18 protein-coding genes are annotated in these 16741 nt (G+C 61.9%); 11 read left to right on the top strand and 7 right to left on the bottom strand.

Features of this window, described 5'->3' with window-relative positions:
* Positions 1–94: 94 nt before the first annotated feature.
* The gene (locus AC0L3E_RS31445) at positions 95–307 is read right to left on the bottom strand and encodes a cold-shock protein (RefSeq protein ID WP_010910991.1); all 213 of its coding nucleotides are present in this window, start codon (positions 305–307) and stop codon (positions 95–97) included.
* Between the two features lie 296 nt (positions 308–603).
* Between AC0L3E_RS31445 and AC0L3E_RS31440 the strand changes: the two genes are divergently transcribed.
* Positions 604–933: a hypothetical protein gene (locus AC0L3E_RS31440; protein ID WP_473606484.1), complete on the top strand. Its 330-nt coding sequence runs from the start codon at positions 604–606 to the stop codon at positions 931–933.
* A 34-nt stretch (positions 934–967) separates the two neighbouring features.
* Here AC0L3E_RS31440 and AC0L3E_RS31435 read toward each other — a convergent pair whose 3' ends face one another.
* Positions 968–1537: a methylated-DNA--[protein]-cysteine S-methyltransferase gene (locus AC0L3E_RS31435; RefSeq protein ID WP_473606483.1), complete on the bottom strand. Its 570-nt coding sequence runs from the start codon at positions 1535–1537 to the stop codon at positions 968–970.
* A 181-nt stretch (positions 1538–1718) separates the two neighbouring features.
* Between AC0L3E_RS31435 and AC0L3E_RS31430 the strand changes: the two genes are divergently transcribed.
* From AC0L3E_RS31430 to AC0L3E_RS31410, 5 genes are all read left to right on the top strand, one after another.
* Positions 1719–2621 (top strand): transglycosylase SLT domain-containing protein, encoded by a 903-nt coding sequence (locus tag AC0L3E_RS31430; protein WP_473606482.1) that lies wholly within the window; start codon positions 1719–1721, stop codon positions 2619–2621.
* Positions 2622–2626: 5 nt separating this feature from the next.
* The gene (locus tag AC0L3E_RS31425; protein ID WP_473606481.1) at positions 2627–3115 is read left to right on the top strand and encodes a GNAT family N-acetyltransferase; all 489 of its coding nucleotides are present in this window, start codon (positions 2627–2629) and stop codon (positions 3113–3115) included.
* A gap of 285 nt (positions 3116–3400) precedes the next feature.
* On the top strand, positions 3401–4669 hold the full coding sequence (locus tag AC0L3E_RS31420; protein ID WP_473606480.1) for an ABC transporter substrate-binding protein: 1269 nt from the start codon (positions 3401–3403) through the stop codon (positions 4667–4669).
* Positions 4670–4785: 116 nt separating this feature from the next.
* Positions 4786–5658, top strand: a complete 873-nt coding sequence (locus tag AC0L3E_RS31415) for a carbohydrate ABC transporter permease (protein WP_473606502.1) — start codon at positions 4786–4788, stop codon at positions 5656–5658.
* Between the two features lies 1 nt (position 5659).
* Complete coding sequence (locus AC0L3E_RS31410; RefSeq protein WP_128303824.1) at positions 5660–6484, top strand: carbohydrate ABC transporter permease; 825 nt, start codon at positions 5660–5662, stop codon at positions 6482–6484.
* 12 nt (positions 6485–6496) lie between these two features.
* Here AC0L3E_RS31410 and AC0L3E_RS31405 read toward each other — a convergent pair whose 3' ends face one another.
* Positions 6497–6832 carry a hypothetical protein gene (locus tag AC0L3E_RS31405; protein WP_473606479.1) on the bottom strand — a complete coding sequence of 112 codons (336 nt, stop codon included), beginning with the start codon at positions 6830–6832 and terminating at the stop codon, positions 6497–6499.
* Between the two features lie 145 nt (positions 6833–6977).
* Here AC0L3E_RS31405 and AC0L3E_RS31400 point away from each other — a divergent pair, with 145 nt between their 5' ends.
* Both AC0L3E_RS31400 and AC0L3E_RS31395 read left to right on the top strand, forming a co-directional pair.
* Positions 6978–7721 carry a DUF899 family protein gene (locus AC0L3E_RS31400; RefSeq protein WP_473606478.1) on the top strand — a complete coding sequence of 248 codons (744 nt, stop codon included), beginning with the start codon at positions 6978–6980 and terminating at the stop codon, positions 7719–7721.
* Between the two features lie 211 nt (positions 7722–7932).
* Positions 7933–8487 carry a DUF4142 domain-containing protein gene (locus AC0L3E_RS31395; RefSeq protein ID WP_473606477.1) on the top strand — a complete coding sequence of 185 codons (555 nt, stop codon included), beginning with the start codon at positions 7933–7935 and terminating at the stop codon, positions 8485–8487.
* Between the two features lie 293 nt (positions 8488–8780).
* On the opposite strand, the gene AC0L3E_RS31390 is transcribed toward AC0L3E_RS31395, so the two are convergent.
* On the bottom strand, positions 8781–9101 hold the full coding sequence (locus tag AC0L3E_RS31390) for a DUF1476 domain-containing protein (RefSeq protein WP_127270441.1): 321 nt from the start codon (positions 9099–9101) through the stop codon (positions 8781–8783).
* Between the two features lie 219 nt (positions 9102–9320).
* Between AC0L3E_RS31390 and AC0L3E_RS31385 the strand changes: the two genes are divergently transcribed.
* The 3 genes from AC0L3E_RS31385 (at position 9321) to AC0L3E_RS31375 (ending at position 10781) form a co-directional block, all read left to right on the top strand.
* Positions 9321–9710, top strand: a complete 390-nt coding sequence (locus AC0L3E_RS31385; RefSeq protein WP_473606476.1) for a DUF6152 family protein — start codon at positions 9321–9323, stop codon at positions 9708–9710.
* On the top strand, positions 9711–10166 hold the full coding sequence (locus AC0L3E_RS31380) for a DUF6644 family protein (protein WP_473606475.1): 456 nt from the start codon (positions 9711–9713) through the stop codon (positions 10164–10166).
* A 222-nt stretch (positions 10167–10388) separates the two neighbouring features.
* Positions 10389–10781, top strand: coding sequence for a RidA family protein (locus AC0L3E_RS31375; protein WP_473606474.1), 393 nt, complete (start codon positions 10389–10391; stop codon positions 10779–10781).
* 84 nt (positions 10782–10865) lie between these two features.
* On the opposite strand, the gene AC0L3E_RS31370 is transcribed toward AC0L3E_RS31375, so the two are convergent.
* The 3 genes from AC0L3E_RS31370 to carB all read right to left on the bottom strand — a co-directional run bounded on the left by AC0L3E_RS31370 (position 10866) and on the right by carB (position 16543).
* Positions 10866–11903, bottom strand: a complete 1038-nt coding sequence (locus tag AC0L3E_RS31370; protein WP_473606473.1) for a hypothetical protein — start codon at positions 11901–11903, stop codon at positions 10866–10868.
* Positions 11893–12930 carry an adenylosuccinate synthetase gene (locus AC0L3E_RS31365; RefSeq protein ID WP_473606472.1) on the bottom strand — a complete coding sequence of 346 codons (1038 nt, stop codon included), beginning with the start codon at positions 12928–12930 and terminating at the stop codon, positions 11893–11895. Before AC0L3E_RS31365 ends, AC0L3E_RS31370 begins: the two co-directional genes overlap by 11 nt.
* Before the next feature lie 121 nt (positions 12931–13051).
* Positions 13052–16543 carry a carbamoyl-phosphate synthase large subunit gene (gene carB / locus AC0L3E_RS31360; RefSeq protein WP_473606471.1) on the bottom strand — a complete coding sequence of 1164 codons (3492 nt, stop codon included), beginning with the start codon at positions 16541–16543 and terminating at the stop codon, positions 13052–13054.
* Between the last annotated feature and the right edge of the window lie 198 nt (positions 16544–16741).

Here is a 16741-nt window from a genome sequence, read left to right as displayed (position 1 = left end):
TCTTTCCGCTCCAGCGCGCTTCTCGCGCGACTGTCAGTACATCCGTGACTTGCCGCGCGCCCCGAGCTCTCGCCCGGCGCGCGCTATCGCAAAATCAGGCTGCCTTGCTCAGAGATCCAGCGGACGACTTGCCAGTGCGGCGGTCCTGCTCGATCTCGAAGTTGATCTTCTGGCCTTCGACCAGGGTCGACAGTCCAGCACGCTCGACAGCGGAGATGTGGACGAAAACGTCCGCGCCGCCCGCGTCAGGCTGAATGAAGCCGAAGCCCTTGGTGGCGTTGAACCACTTGACCGTTCCAGTTGCCATTTAGATAGTCCTTCACATTTGCTTTAGATTGACCAGACCGAGGTCCAGCCGGTGTGCATCGAGATTTTGGAGATAGACGTCAGCAAACGCGATTATCGCGAGGCCCGGATCGATCGGCCGAAATATCAATGGAAGGGATATAGGCTGCTTTCGCACGAAAAACAAGACTGCGTGAGAAAGCCGTGATGAGGGCGCCGCCCAATGGCCGCTACAATCGCGTGAGAGCGTCGCGATGATCGGAGCCTGTGGGCGCTCGATCCACACCCGCTTGGGAGGGGATCTTGGGGGAGAGGACCATGAAAACCATTCTGCTTGCCGCCTGCCTGACGCTTGTCGCCGCTCAGGCTCAGGCGATCTCGCGCTACGACCCGACGCGTATGGGTTGCGGCAAGGTTCAGGGGACGATCGCCCGGCAAGGGGCCGTCATCCTGCGCTACCAGTCGAAGCGGGTGCCTGGACTGCCGCTCTACGACCGCTATGTGCAGAGCCAGCGATTCTGCAGCATGGGCGAGGTGAGGACACGGGCCTACGTGCCGAGCGCCGACACAAAGTCCTGCCCGGTCTACAACTGCAAGCGGCCGGACAATGACCGGCATTTCCGCCGGCGGTTCTTCCACAACAACTAGGCACCTGCCTACAACAATTAGGCACCTGCCTACATCAGAACCCGAACGACACCTGCGCTGGTGGCGGGGGGCCGACGCGCACGCCTTCCATGGCCAGCATCTTCTCCTTGGTGATCGATCCGCCGGGCGCCGAGAAGCCGCCGATCTTGCCGCCGGCGGCAAGGATGCGATGGCAAGGGATGACCAGCGGCACCGGATTGGCGCCAAGCGCCGCCCCGGTCTCGCGGGCGAGCCCGGCATGGCCGGCGGTCTTGGCCAGCTCGCCATAGGTGGTGGTTTCGCCGAAGGAGAGTTTTCGCGCCGCGTCGTAAATGGCGAGGCGGAAATCGTCGACGCCGTCGAGATCGACCGGCACGCCGGAGAAATCGACGTCCTCGCCCGCCGCATAGGCCTTGATCGAAGCGATCAGTTCGACCACCCATGGCGGCTGCGCCGTGGCGTTGGAAACGCCGCCATGGCGCAGCAGGCGACGCTCCACCGCTTCGCGGCTGCGTTCGGGCAGGCAGAGCCGGATCAGGCCCTTTTCGTTCCACGCAATACCCATAAAGCCGATCACTGTTTCTAACACTGCGTGGCCGGCCGTGATCGAAGCTGTCGTGACCATGATGCGTTCCTTCCCGCAAAGTGGCGAAAACCGGGATTCGTCCCAGTACATATCCGGAACAATATGGCATCACCGCCTGCGTCTCGCCACCCGAAAACCACCTGATCGCCCCGATTGCCCGGCCTGAATCGCTGGTGTAAGGGATTTCTTAACAACCAGACAAACCGGACCCGAGCGCGGCTTGCCAGCAAAACTCAACCTTATCGCGATCGGCGTGATCCTGGCCGCCGCCGGCATTAGCGGCTGCACGTCGACCTCGCAGATGAAGTCCGCGCCTGCTCTCACCGAAACAGCGACCGTCGCCGGCACTGACGCCGGTTTCACCGTGCCGCTGCCGGAGACGGTTTCGGTGCTGCCGGAATCATCAGGGATCGCCCCCGTTCAGACGGCCGAGCTGCCGCTCGATCCCGCCGCACAGCCGGCTGCCGCGACCGCCGCTTTCGCCGGATCGACACCGGCGGCACCCGCCGTGCCCGCGGTGATGACCGCCAATGCCTGGCAGGCGCCGCCGCCGGCAAATGCAAGCGAGCCGGTCAAGGCCGCCGAGACCTATACGACCGCAGGGCTCATCGTGCCGGCGACCGCCAAGGGCGACCGCATGCCCGGCGTCCAGCAGATCGCCTATGTCGTGCCGCAGAACCCGGCGGCCCTGGTGCAGGGTCCCGTCGGGCCGACGGAAGAACACACGACGGGCTTGCGTGGCGATGTCGAGCGGCTGATCGAAAAATATGCGGCGATCTATCAGGTGCCGGTGGATCTGGTGCGCCATGTCGTCAACCGTGAGAGCACCTTCAACCCGAAAGCCTACAACAACGGCCATTGGGGACTGATGCAGATCAAACACGCGACGGCGCGCGGCATGGGCTATGACGGGCCGGCCAAGGGCCTGTTCGACGCCGAGACCAATCTGAAATACGCGGTGAAATATCTGCGCGGCGCCTGGCTGGTGGCCGGCGGCAACGCCAAGAAGGCCGACTGGCTCTACCAGACCGGCTATTATTACGACGCCAAGCGCAAGGGCCTGCTCGAGGCGACCGGCCTTGGCCGAGACCGCCAGCGTCGCCGCCTGCAGCCCGACGCCTGAGCGCGATGCCTGAACCGCGCCCGCCGGCTTTGAACGACATCCGGCTGCGCAAGATCCTCGACGAGACGCTGGTTCCGCCGCACTGGCCCGACGGCTTTGTCATGCGCAGCTTCGAGCCCGGTGATGCGCTGCCCCTTCATGCGCTTTTGACCGAAGTGTTCGACGACGGCACTGACGGCCCGTTCGACGAGTGGTGGCCGCGCATCGCCGACGATCCCGAATTCGACCCGGCGCTGTGCTTCCTCGTCATCGGCGCCAAGGGCCGGCTGGCGGCGGCGGCGCTGTGCTGGACCCGCGCCTTCGTCAAGGATCTTGCCGTTCATCCCGAGGCGCGCGGCAAGGGTGTTGCCGAAGCGCTGATGTGGCACGCCTTCGCCGTTTTTCGCGAACGCGGCGCCGATCATGTCGACCTCAAGACCAACACGGTCGAGAATCCCGCCGCCGTCCGGCTCTATGAGCGGCTGGGCATGATGCCTGTCGCCTGGGAAGGCTAGGGTGTGCTGATATTCAGGTGATGCCGGCCTGCAAATGATGGCTTCCTGCGCTTCCGGTGCTCACGTACCCAAAAGTACGCTCCGCTCCGGTTCTCGGAAACCACCATTTTCGACTCGGCCTGACCTGAATCTCAACACCCCCTGATGGGTGTCGCCTCACGCAGGAACGGCGCGATTTGGGAACCCAAAAGCGCCGCTTCGCATTCAATGGGAGGTGAGGGCCTGACAAGCTGCCGGCGGGTGGGAGGATTTTCCGCGGCCGGCTGCGGAGGGACATTCACCATTATGAAACTCTCTCGCGCATTCCTGGCGCTCGGCGTCACTGCCATTCTGGCTGGCACGCCGGCGCGGGCCGTCGAGCTGTCGATGGTGTCGGGCGATACCGGCGACGGCATCAAGGTGCTGCGCGAGATCCTCGACCGTTACGAGAAAGACAGCGGCAACAAGGTCAGCATCGTCGTCATGCCGACGTCCGGGACCGACCAGTTCGGCCAATACCGGCTTTGGCTCGCCGCGGGAAACAGTGACATCGACGTCTACCAGACGGACGTGATCTGGGCACCGCAGCTCGCCAGCCAGCTCGTGGATCTGACCGCAGCGACCAGGGACGTCGTGGCCGAGCATTTCCCATCGATCATCCAGTCACAGACCGTCAACGGCAAGCTCGTCGCCTTGCCGATCTTCACCGATGCGCCGGCGCTCTACTACCGCAAGGATCTCCTCGACAAATATGGCGCCAAGGTGCCGGCCACCTGGAAGGAACTGGCGGACACCGCCAGGCTGGTCATGGACAAGGAGCGTGCGGCCGGCAATCGGGATATCTGGGGCTTCGTCTTCCAGGGCAACGCCTATGAGGGGCTGACCTGCGACGCGCTCGAATGGGTGATGTCGAATGGCGGCGGCCAGATCATCGAGCCGGACGGCGCCATCTCCGTCAACAACAGTCAAGCGGCGGCGGCGCTCGACATGGCCAAGGGCTGGGTCGGGACGATCGCGCCGCCCGGCGTGCTTGCCTACCAGGAAGAGGAATCGCGCGGCGTGTGGCAGACAGGCAATGCGGTGTTCATGCGCAACTGGCCCTATGCCTATGCGCTCGGCAACGGCGAGGGCTCGCCGATCAAGGACAAGTTCGACGTGGCACCGCTGCCGGCCGGCACGGGCGAGGGCGCCCGATCGGTCGCGACCCTGGGCGGCTGGAACCTCGCCGTCTCCAAATATTCGAAGCATCCGGATGCCGCGATCGAGCTGGTCAAGTTCATCGCTTCGCCCGCGATGCAGAAATACCGCGCGCTGAAGACGTCCAACCTGCCGACCATCCAGGCGCTGTATGACGATCCCGACATTGCCAGGGAGCACCCGATTATTCCGCGCTGGAAGCAGATATTTCTCAATGCGGTGCCGCGCCCCTCGGCCGCGGCCAGGATCAAATACAACGAGGCCTCGAGCCAGTTCTGGAACGCCGTTCACAACACCCTGTCGGGCGACGGCACCGCCGCCGACAATCTGGCCGACCTCGAAGCGACGCTGACCAAGCTGAAGGGCAACGGCTGGTGACCACAGTGCCGACAGGGACCGACGCCCGTGCGGCGTCGGAGACACAGGCTGTTCGCCGTCGGCCAGCGCCGTTGACGGCACAGCGCGTTCGCTCGGCGTGGCTTTTCCTGGCGCCGATGCTTCTGGTGCTCGCCGCGGCGGCCGGCTGGCCGCTTGCCCGCACGGTTTATTTCAGCTTGACCGACGCCTCGCTGGCCGACCTCGACGCGCGCCAATGGGTCGGCTTCGCCAATTACTTCTCGGTACTGCACATGCCGAGCGGCCGGACCCTCTATGACGGGTTGCTCGTCGATCCGGTCTGGTGGCGCGCCGTCTGGAACACGGTGCGCTTCACGGTGATTTCGGTGACCTGCGAAACCATCCTCGGCACCATCGTTGCCCTGGTTCTCAACGCGGAATTCGCCGACCGTGGCATCGTCAGGGCAGCGATCCTGATCCCCTGGGCGATCCCGACGATCGTCTCGGCGAAGATGTGGCAATGGATGCTCAACGACCAGTTCGGCATCATCAATGTCGTGCTGCTCAACCTCGGCCTGATCAGCACCAAGATCGCCTGGACGGCCAACGCCGACACGGCGATGGCGGCCGTCCTCATCGTCGATATCTGGAAGGCGACACCGTTCATGACGCTGCTCATCCTGGCCGCGCTGCAGATGCTGCCGAGGGAGATCATCGAGGTCGCCAGGCTCGACGGCGCCAACCCCTGGCAGATCTTCTGGCGGGTGACCTTGCCGCTCATCCGCCCGGCGCTGATGGTGGCCGTGATCTTCCGCGCGCTCGATGCGCTGCGCATCTTCGACCTGATCTATGTGCTGACGCCCAACAATGTGCACACCAAGTCGATGTCGGTGTTCGCCCGCGAGAACCTGTTCGAGTTCGACAAGTTCGCCTATGGCTCCGCCGCCTCGACCTTGCTTTTCCTGATCCTCGCTCTGCTCACCATCGTCACCATCCGGATCGGCCGGATCAGGCTGGACGGAGGCCGCTGACATGTGGATCGTGAAGCGCACGGCCTTTTACCTGCTGGTCGCGGTCATCGTCTTCGTCGCGGTGTTTCCGTTCTATTACGCCATCGTCACCAGCCTGAAATCGGGGACCGACCTGTTCCGGGCCGATCTGTGGCCGACGACGATCAGCCTCGCCAACTACCGGAATGTGCTGACCGAAGGCAGCTTCGTGCGCAACTTGCTGAACTCGCTGTTCGTCTCGGGCGCGGTGGTTGCCCTTTCGCTGTTGCTCGGCGTCACATCAGCCTATGCGCTGGCGCGCATTCGATTCCGCGGCCGCTCGGCCCTGCTGTTCATCATCCTGTCGGTGTCGATGTTCCCGCAGGTGGCGCTGCTGGCCGGGCTGTTCGAACTGGTCCGCCTGTTCGGCCTCTACAATTCGCTGTTCGCGCTGATCTTCTCCTACATGATCTTCACCTTGCCGTTCACCGTCTGGGTGCTCACCACCTTCGTCCGGGACCTGCCGGTCGAGGTCGAGGAGGCGGCGATCCTAGACGGCGCGACGCCGTGGATCATCATCACGCGGGTCTTCCTGCCATTGATGTGGCCGGCGCTGGCAACCACCGGCCTGCTGGCCTTCATCGGCGCGTGGAACGAGTTCCTGTTCGCGCTGACCTTCACCTCCAACAACGCACAGCGGACCGTGCCGGTGGCGATCGCGCTGCTCTCCGGCAACTCGCAGTTCGAGATCCCCTGGGGCAACATCATGGCCGCCTCGGTGATCGTCACGGTGCCGCTGGTGGTGCTGGTGCTGATCTTCCAGCGCAAGATCGTCTCCGGCTTGACCGCCGGCGGTGTGAAGGGGTGAGGGACGAAGTCCTCAGATGTCCGGCGCGTTGCCGATCTTCTGCTTGAGCTCCAGCGCCCAGGCGCGGCCTTCGTCGCCGCCCCACAGCAGCCAGGCGATGTAGCCGGCCGAAGGGTTTTGCTCATTGCCGTAGTTCCTGCCGCGCTTGTCGATCTCGTGGCGGGCGAAATAGCTGACCATGCGGCGGATGGTGGAGGGCGCGAGCTTTTCCCGGTTCTTCAGCTCGGTGGCTCGGGCGACGCCGATCTCGGTGCCGCCACGGCCGAACTCGCCGCGCAGCCTGAGGCCCTTGGCGGCCTTGTCGGCCACCACTTGGGGGCAGCGCAGATCGATCTCGCCGTCGTGCATGTTGTTCCCCGGATCACGCTGGCCGAACAGGTATTACGACATCTCACCATGCGCAATAAATGTCGGGACCGATCGCTGCCAAACGTCCTTGGGTCGCAGAGCAACCGCGCCGGGACGCCGGCGCCGCGACTTGAAGGAGCCGATCATGATCACCTTTCCCAATGAATCCGCCAAATACCGCACCGCGCGCGAAAAATTGCTGAAGAAGGAAATCGAGCTGCGCCGCGCCATGGAAGAGGTCGCCGAGGCCCGGCGCGCGTTGCCGCCGGGCGGGCTGATCCGCCAGGACTATGAATTCGACGCACTGGATGCCCAGGGCAAGTCCGCGAAGACAAGACTGTCGGAGCTGTTCGCGCCCGGCAAGGACAGCTTGATCCTCTACAACATGATGTTCCCGCGCCACCCGCAGGAGAAGCGCGATGTGGCGACCAGCGGCGGCACGGCGAAGCTCGCCCGGCAGGACCAGCCATGCCCCTCCTGCACGGCGCTGCTCGACCAGTTCGACGGCGCGGTCGGGCATCTCCAGGCCGCCGGCTTCAATTTCGCGGTGGTGGGCAAGACCGCGCTTGAAAACCTGGTCACGCTCGGCCTCGACAGGGGCTGGCGCAACATGCGGCTGGTGTCTTCGGCTTCCAACAGCTTCAAGCGCGACTACAATGCGGAGGCGGCCGACGGCTCACAGATCCCGCTGCTGTCGGTGTTTCACCGCGACGGCGAGGGCATACGCCATTTCTGGAGTTCGGAACTGGATTTCGCGCCGACGGAGCCGGGCCAGGATCCGCGCAGCCTCGGCACCTGCGAAACGCTGTGGAACCTGATGGATTTCACGCCGGAAGGCCGCCCGAACTGGAACGAGCAGCTGCAATATGGCGAGGCGTGTTGCCACTGAAAGGCAACTCTGGCCAGCCGCCGCGTTTCAGCTTTCGGAACATGAGTCCCATGGGCTGGCTCGAACGAGGGCATCGACGAGCGTTCGAGTCAGGCACGGATACGGTGGGGCGATCGAGGCGATATGCGCAGGCTTCTTCCTCAAGAGCTGCAACCGGAGTGCCCAAGAGACGTTGGATTGTCCGAGGGACAATTCCAATCGGAGACATGCCATGAAAACGCTTACCATTCTGACCGCAGCAGCATTGCTTGCCGGCGCGCCGGCCTTTGCCCAGTCGAACACGACCGCCACGACCACGCCGCTCGCCACCACGATGAAGGTCGATACTTCGACCTTCATCAAGACGGTGCCGAGCGCCAATGAGTTCGAGATCGAGTCCAGCAAGCTCGCCGAGCAGAAGGCGACCGACGCCGACGTCAAGGCGTTCGCCAAACAGATGATCGCCGATCACACCAAGGCCGGCGAGGAATTCAAGGCGGCGCTTGCCCAAGGCCAGACAACCTCGGCCACCGCGCCGTCCGGTCCGGCCCTGCAGCCTAAGGAGCAGAAGATGCTCGATGAGCTGAAGGGCGCCAGCGGCGATCAGTTCCAGGCCAAATACATCGAGATGCAGACCAACGCCCACAAGGAAGCCGTGGCGCTGTTCAGCGGCTATGCGCAATCCGGCGACGACCCGGCGATGAAGGAATTCGCCAAGAAAACCCTGCCGACGCTGCAGATGCACGAAAAACATGTGAAGGAACTGGCGGCCGCGCATCAGGGGTGAGGGGCGGTTCAAGGTCGACGCTCTATGGCGCCCCCCTCTGTCCTGCCGGACATCTCCCCCTCAGGTGGGGAGATTGGCCGTCGTCACTGTTTTCGCCAATTTTCAACGTTGCAAGCTGAAGGCCGGCGCCAAAGCTGCCAATCTCCCCCCTTGAGGGGGAGATGTCCGGCAGGACAGAGGGGGGCGCCGTAGAGCGCTACGATGGAAGCCAGCCCGCTTGGCAAACCAACACCACAATGTGGCCCTGTGCCTCAAGGACGGCACGCCCTATACCGATCAAGGCTGAGCGGCGCTCAGGTCGACCTGATCTGCTCGACCGCGGTCACCAGCAGCTCTTCCATGGCGGTGCGTATCTGAGCATCGGACTGTGCGATGCCTGCCGCGTCGAAGTCGGCGCGGACCTTGCGGAACACATCGTTGTCGCCTGCCTCTTCGAAATCCGCGTGCACGACTTCCTTCGCATAGGCGTCGGCGTCCGCACCAGATTTGCCAAGCTTTTCGGCGGCCCAGAGGCCGAGCAGCTTGTTGCGGCGCGCCATGGCCCTGAACTTCGTATCCTCGTCCATCGCAAACTTCTTTTCGAAGCCTTCCTGACGGTCTCTCATGCTGCTCATGGTTTGCCTCGTTCGATGTGAGTCCGATCTTCAGCCCAAGGGAAAAGCGGGCAGGGAAGGCGAGAGTGGCGTGCATGGATGTCTTTAGCAAGGCCGGATCGTTCACGCCGGCGATTGAGCGGGGTGCTTGGCGGTTCCGGTCATTTGGCCGATGTGATTTGACGTTGCCGCGCCGTGTCCTACTCTCGAATGCTGCTGGACGAACCGAGGAGACGAGCGATGCAGTCGCCTTTCAATGGAATTCGCAGCGTCGCGCTGACGGCGGCCGTGATGCTTGCCGCCGGCACCGCGGCCTATGCGCATCATGGCTGGTCGTGGACGCAGGACGGGTTTTTCGAACTCAGGGGCAAGATCACGGCCATCTATATCGGCAATCCGCACGCCACGCTGGATGTCGACGCCGAGGGCGAGGCCTGGCGGGTGGAGATGGCGCCGCCGTCCCGCACGATCGCCGCCGGCTTCACGGAGGAGGTGGCCAAAATCGGCGACGAGGTGACCGCGATCGGCAACCGCTCGGTGGACGAGACCGAAAGGCGCATGAAGGCGGTCCGCGTCATCGTCGGCGGCAAGACGTATGATGTCTATCCCGACCGCGTGCCGCCGGCCTAGATGACGGAGTTTTTCGCCGGCATCGAGCAATTTGCCCTGGCGCGGTGGCTGAAGGCCTCCTTTATCGCCTACCCCGTGGTCAATGCGCTCCACATCATGTCGATCGGCGCGCTGTTGACCAGCGTCCTCCTCATGGACCTCAGGATCTGCGGCGCCTTCCGTTCGCTGCCATACGGCGCGTTCGTCGCGCTGCTGCGCCGCACCGCTTTGGCGGCATTCGTGGGTGCGCTCGTCACGGGCTCGCTGCTGTTTTCCGTCAAGGCGAGCACCTATGCGGTGATGCCGATTTTCCTCGCCAAGATGGCACTCATCCTTCTCGCCGGCGTTAATTTTTTCGCCTTCCTGCGCTTCGCCAGAGGCGGTGACGAGCCGGCCGGCAGCGCCATCCTGGCTGTGCTCTCGATACTGCTGTGGACTTCGGTGCTGTTCGCCGGACGGTTCATCGGATTTCTTTAGCGCCGCATCTTCCTTCTCCCCCTGTGGGAGAAGGTGTCGCCGAAGGCGACGGATGAGGGGTGTTCCAGGGAACGCCGACGTCTCACTCCGCTGGAACACCCCTCATCCGTCTCGGCACTATCGCGCCGATCCACCTTCTCCCACAGGGGGAGAAGGGACGAACGGCGCTCTGGCGTTCCGCCCGTGCCGGGATAAGCTCCCTGCAACTCAGGGAGAACTGCCATGAAAAAACAAATCATCGAAGTGCCTGTCATGTCGGCCAAGGTGCGGGCGCTTGGCCTGCCGTGCTCGACGGCTGTGAAGGCCAATGGCTTCGTGTTCATCTCGGCGACGCCGCCGGTGGACATGGTGACCGGCGAGATGGTGCGCGGCGACATCGAGGTGCAGACCGAGGCGTCGCTGAAGGCGCTGAAACATTGCCTGGAAGCGGCCGGCACCTCGCTGGACAACGTGGTGATGGTGCGCATCTACGCCGTCAATTCCGGCTTCTACAACGCGATTAACCGGGTCTATGCGAAGTATTTTTCGACGAACCCGCCGGCGCGGAGCTTCGTGCCAGTGGCGTCGTGGCCGATGGAGTTCGATATCGAGATTGAGTGTGTGGCGGTGGCGTGATCTTTTTTCTCGCGCTGAGATTAGTGCTAGTTGTTCCTTAAAATTTAAGATTCCGCAAAGTAGATATACGACAGGTTTGTTTGTCTACTTGGTCGGTTGCTTTGAGTCTGTCAGAGGAATGGGTTCGGTGGCAGGCGTCTCACGCTGGTCTATCTTCCTTTTTGCCTCCCGTAACTCGATCTCCAACGCCGAAATCCGGTCTTGAGCCTGCCGGATATCACTTTGAACGCTTGTTTGCGCGGCAAGCGTAAAAGCCTGGACTCCGGCATACAGAGACCATGCCGTCAATAAAAGGGCTAATATGCCGAGAGCCCCGCCAATAGTGTATATGTCTAATAGCGTCTTAGATGCCTCGACTTGTTTTTTTGCATCATTAAGTACTGGACCTATAGAGCTTTGAGCCGGACCGTTGGATGTGGCCTCGTCGAGATAATTATCGAGGGTCTTCCGTTTATTTTTCGAGGACGGGAAAGGCGGCTGAACGTCAATGGATTTTTTAATCCAAGCAGGAAGAGGGTCTTGGTTCGGTGGGTTCTTCCAGCTTAGCTTGGTGAATTCGAAATAGACAAAGCCTTCATCTGCCCTAAGTGTATATTCACTATTTGTAAGATTGTGAAGAGGTATTGAAAGTCGTCCTTGAAATCCTGGGTCAACTAATGGGCCAGTCCCTACAAGAAACCCACGATAAACATCGCGTATCAACAGGTTGAATCTTCCAGCAATATAGTTTGGTATCCGAAATTCTGGCTTAAGGGTTAAGTAATAAAGAGAATTCGGTTTAATTATGACCTCATCCTTTACTGCGAGGCCGTCGCTGAATTTACTCGGGTCTTTAGAAAGATAAAATCTTTGCACCTTACCGTCGTCGTCGCGGTATCGGACGGGTCCTTCAAGTGCGATGAGTAGCGAAGCTGGCTTTTTTAAGTCTTCGATATCAAAGGGTTCTATCATTCCAGTCGTGATTGCGTAGCTGGCGATATGCCCCGAATGAAGCAGTGCAGCCGGGATATCTTCATAAGGATCGCGATCCGCGAGGATGGAATATCGATCCGCCGGATAGGGGAGCATTCCCGAAGAAAAGTCTCTGAGAGCCTTTTGAAAAATGTCAAGGTCAACGCGCATTAGCCAACCTCACAGAGTCAATTATATTTGGGTTTCTTATGATCTTCGCCGCATCAAAACCTAGATAGTCTACACGGCGACCAATGCTAATTTCGACGCTCTCAACAAATTTCTTAGCCAGACATCCAGGTGTTTTTTCAATGTAGTCTAAGTGATTAAGAACTACATGCGTCGGGTTGTTTACCTCTATAGCGCTACGAACGAGTGTTGCGTCAAATCGTCCAACCCTGCGTACGCGATTCGTGGCGGAAGTGCGCTCTTCGAAGCCTGTTGGAAGATTGGCCTCATCGGCAACTATCTGCCAGTTAATTTCGTCTCGTAGTGGCCCGGAATTTCCACCCACCCGAATGGGAAATGTACGAATAACCAGTATTATCTGATCTACATCAATTGGGCTCAAGCCACTCTCAGATAAAAATGAAGACGCTGTAGTATCTCTACTTGTTGAGTAAGGGAAATAGGGGCTGTGCCACAAGGAGAGCCCAAATCCTTGTGTGCCCTCCACGACAATCCTTTTTCTATCCTGCAATATCCTCCTAAGAATAGCTGCCGTTGAGTCGACGGAAAAGCGTTTCAAGTAAGGGTGCTCGCCTGCCAGTTGATGGTCAGCCCGCCTTGCGAGTCGGTCACGAAGGGCCGCGCCCGTTCCTGACGCTGTTGATCCTATCTGGCCTACTAGCCCCCCTTGTTCCTCATCTTTCTTGTGGTCGGCTGTTATGACAGATGCGCGGGCGTCAATAACGAGTCTCTCAGGGGAGATGTGCAATGCGCCTACTTCTCTTTCGAGTATTTCTGGGTCAATCAAGCTCCCTGGCGGTAGAACGATAAGCGCATTCGACGACAATGCGGACGCCGGTATCTGTCTAAGTATCCACTTTGTACCGTTATCCGCGATGCCGGTATGGCCGGAATTCGTGCCGCCAACTCTTACTACAGCCGAAGCGCCCGTAGAGCGGGCAAACTCCAAGGCGACTTTGCCTTTGCCTTCGGAGCCAAATTGACCACCAACTACGACAGAAACGGGCACGATATTCTCCTACGAGATAGGTCAGAATCGATGTTGGCGTTTGCCCTTCAAGGTCCTTTGCCATGGCGGCTATCAAATGCAGCGATATTCAAGCCTAGTTGAATCAATAGCACCAAGTGCCTCACGCAAAATACTCCTGCAGCGGCCTGACCTCCAGGCTCCCCGCCTTCAGCGCCGCAATCGCCTCGGCCACAGCCGCCGCACCCGACAGCGTCGTGTAATACGGCACCTTCTGCATCAGCGTGGCGCGGCGCAGCGATTTGGAATCCGACACCGCCTTCTGGCCATCAGTCGTATTGAACACGATCTGCACCTGGCGGTTGCGGATGGCGTCTTCGATGTGCGGGCGGCCTTCCAGGACCTTGTTGATCTTCTGGGCGTCGACGCCGTTTTCGGCGAGGAAGCGGGCGGTGCCGGAGGTCGCCAGCACCTTGAAGCCCAGATCGGCGAGGCGCTTGACCGCCGGCAGGATGCCTTTCTTGTCCTCGTCGCGCACCGAGACGAACAGCGTGCCGGAGCGGGGCAGGTCGACGCCGGCGCCGAGCTGGCTTTTGGCGAAGGCGAGCGCAAAATCGCGGTCGAGGCCCATGACCTCGCCGGTCGAGCGCATTTCCGGGCCGAGCAATATGTCGACGCCGGGGAAACGGGCGAAGGGGAACACGGCTTCCTTGACCGCGATGTGGCCGGGGTTGCGGGGATCGGGCATGGCGCCGTAATGAGCGAAGGCGTCTTCCAGTGTCTCGCCGGCCATGATGCGGGCAGCGATCTTCGCAATCGGACGGCCGATGGTCTTGGCGACGAAGGGCACGGTGCGTGATGCGCGCGGGTTGACCTCCAGCACATAGACCGTGCCGTCCTTGATCGCGTACTGCACGTTCATCAGGCCGCCGACATTGAGCGCACGCGCAAGCGCCGCCGTCTGGCGCTCCAGCTCGTCGACCAGTTCCGAAGGCAGCGAATGCACCGGCAGCGAGCAGGCACTGTCGCCGGAATGGATGCCGGCTTCCTCGATATGCTCCAATATGCCGGAGACGAAGGTCGACTTGCCGTCGCAGAGGCAGTCGACATCGACCTCGATGGCGCCGGAGAGATAGGTGTCGAACAGCAGCGGGTTCTTGCCCAGCAGCGTGTTGATCTGGCCGGTCTTGTCGTTGGGGTATTTCTGCTTGATGTCCTCCGGCACCAGGCCGGGCACGGTGTCGAGCAGGTAGGATTGCAGCATGCTCTCGTCATGGATGATCTGCATGGCGCGGCCGCCGAGCACATAGGACGGGCGCACCACCAGCGGGAAGCCGAGCTCGCCGGCGACAAGGCGGGCCTGCTCGACCGAATAGGCGATGCCGTTCTTCGGCTGGCTGAGGCCGAGCTTGTGCAGCAGCTTTTGGAAGCGGTCGCGGTCTTCGGCCAGATCGATCATGTCGGGCGAGGTGCCGAGGATCGGGATGCCGGCCTTCTCCAGCGCATCCGCCAGCTTCAGCGGCGTCTGGCCGCCGAACTGGACGATAACGCCGACCAGCTCTCCGGACGCCTGCTCGGCGCGCAGAATCTCCAGCACGTCTTCGGCCGTCAGCGGCTCGAAATAGAGCCGGTCTGACGTGTCGTAGTCGGTCGAGACCGTCTCCGGGTTGCAGTTGATCATGATCGCTTCGTAGCCGGCGTCGCGCAGCGCGAAGGCGGCGTGGCAGCAGCAATAATCGAACTCGATGCCCTGGCCGATGCGGTTCGGCCCGCCGCCGAGGATGACGACCTTTTTGCGCGACGAGACCTGCGCCTCGTTGGCCAGCGCGCCGGCAAACGGCACTTCATAGGTCGAGTACATGTAGGCGGTCGGCGAGGCGAACTCGGCCGCACATGTGTCGATGCGCTTGTAGACAGGATGAACGTCGAGCTTTTCGCGAGCTTTCTGAATCACTTCGGCGTCGGTCTTCGTCAGCGACGCGAGGCGGGCATCGGAGAAACCCATGGCCTTCAGCATGCGCAGGTTGACGGCATCCTCGGGAATGCCGTGCTCGCGGATGCGGGCTTCCATGGCGACGATGCCGGCGATCTGTTCGAGGAACCACGGGTCGATCTTGCACATGGCGTGCACGTCTTCCAGCGAGGTGCCCATGCGGATTGCCTGCGCCACCATGCGCAGCCGGTCGGGCGTCGGCGTGCCCAGCGCGGCGCGAATGGCGTTGCGGTCGTCGGCGTGGTTGGCGGAACCGAGGCCGGGGATCTCGATCTCGTCCAGACCCGTCAGGCCGGTCTCCAGTCCGCGCAGCGCCTTCTGCAGCGATTCCTGAAAAGTGCGGCCGATGGCCATGACTTCGCCGACCGACTTCATGGCGGTGGTCAGCACCGGCTCAGCGCCGGGGAATTTTTCGAAGGCAAAGCGCGGGATTTTTGTCACCACGTAATCGATCGACGGCTCGAAGGAGGCCGGCGTGGCGCCGCCGGTGATGTCGTTCTCCAGCTCGTCCAGCGTGTAGCCGACAGCGAGTTTTGCCGCGATCTTGGCGATCGGGAAACCGGTCGCCTTGGAGGCCAGAGCGGACGAGCGCGAGACGCGCGGGTTCATCTCGATCACCACCAGGCGGCCGTCGGCCGGGTTGACGGCGAACTGCACGTTCGAGCCGCCGGTCTCGACGCCGATCTCGCGCAGCACCGCGATCGAGGCGTTGCGCATCATCTGGTATTCTTTGTCGGTGAGCGTGAGGGCAGGGGCAACAGTGATCGAGTCGCCCGTATGCACGCCCATCGGGTCGATGTTCTCGATCGAGCAGACGATGATGCAATTGTCCGCTCTGTCGCGGACGACCTCCATCTCATACTCCTTCCAGCCGAGCACGCTCTCCTCGATCAGCACTTCGGTGGTCGGCGAGGCGTCGAGGCCGGACTGGACGATCTCGTAGAATTCGGCGCGGTTGTAGGCGATGCCGCCGCCGGTGCCGCCCATGGTGAAGGACGGGCGGATGATGGCGGGCAGGCCGACATGGTCGAGCGCTTGTGCTGCGATCGCCATGCCATGGCTGATGTAGCGCTGCTTGCGGTCGCCTTCGCCGAGGTTCCAGCGGGTTTCCAGCGCGTCGAGCGCGGCGTCGAGATCGGCCGGGGCCTCGGCCTTGACCGCGGCGCGCTCGGCCTCATGGGTCTTGCGGTCGGTGTTCTTGACGTCGGTGGCGTTGGCCAGCATCGACTTCGGCGTTTCCAGGCCGATCTTCTTCATCGCCTCGCGAAACAGCGCGCGGTCCTCGGCCTTGTCGATGGCCGTGGCGTCGGCGCCGATCATCTCGACATTGTAGCGCTCGAGCACACCCATGCGGCGCAGCGACAGGGCGGTGTTGAGCGCGGTCTGGCCGCCCATGGTCGGCAGCAGCGCGTCGGGCCGCTCCTTGGCGATGATCTTGGCGACCACCTCAGGCGTGATCGGCTCGATATAGGTGGCGTCGGCCAGTTCCGGGTCGGTCATGATGGTGGCAGGGTTGGAATTGACCAGAATGACGCGGAAGCCTTCCTCCTTCAGCGCCTTGCAGGCCTGCGTGCCGGAATAGTCGAACTCGCAGGCCTGGCCGATGACGATGGGGCCGGCCCCGATGATCAGGATCGACTTGATGTCAGTGCGTCTTGGCATGTCAAAGGTCCGTTCGGCGGGCGGCTTGCACAAAAAACCGGGACGGGAAGACCCGGCCGGTTGTGCTCGCGATTCTGGTATCAGGCTAGGAGGGCCTTATAGGGAAGAGTTTTGACTGATGTAACCCCGAAAATGAGGGTTGTTGTGGGCGCCCCCAGCCGAGAAGCGCCTTGTTCCGGCGCGCCCCCCTTTACCCTG

Source organism: Mesorhizobium sp. WSM4822 (assembly GCF_055811155.1).
This window is presented reverse-complemented; position numbering and strand designations above follow the sequence as displayed.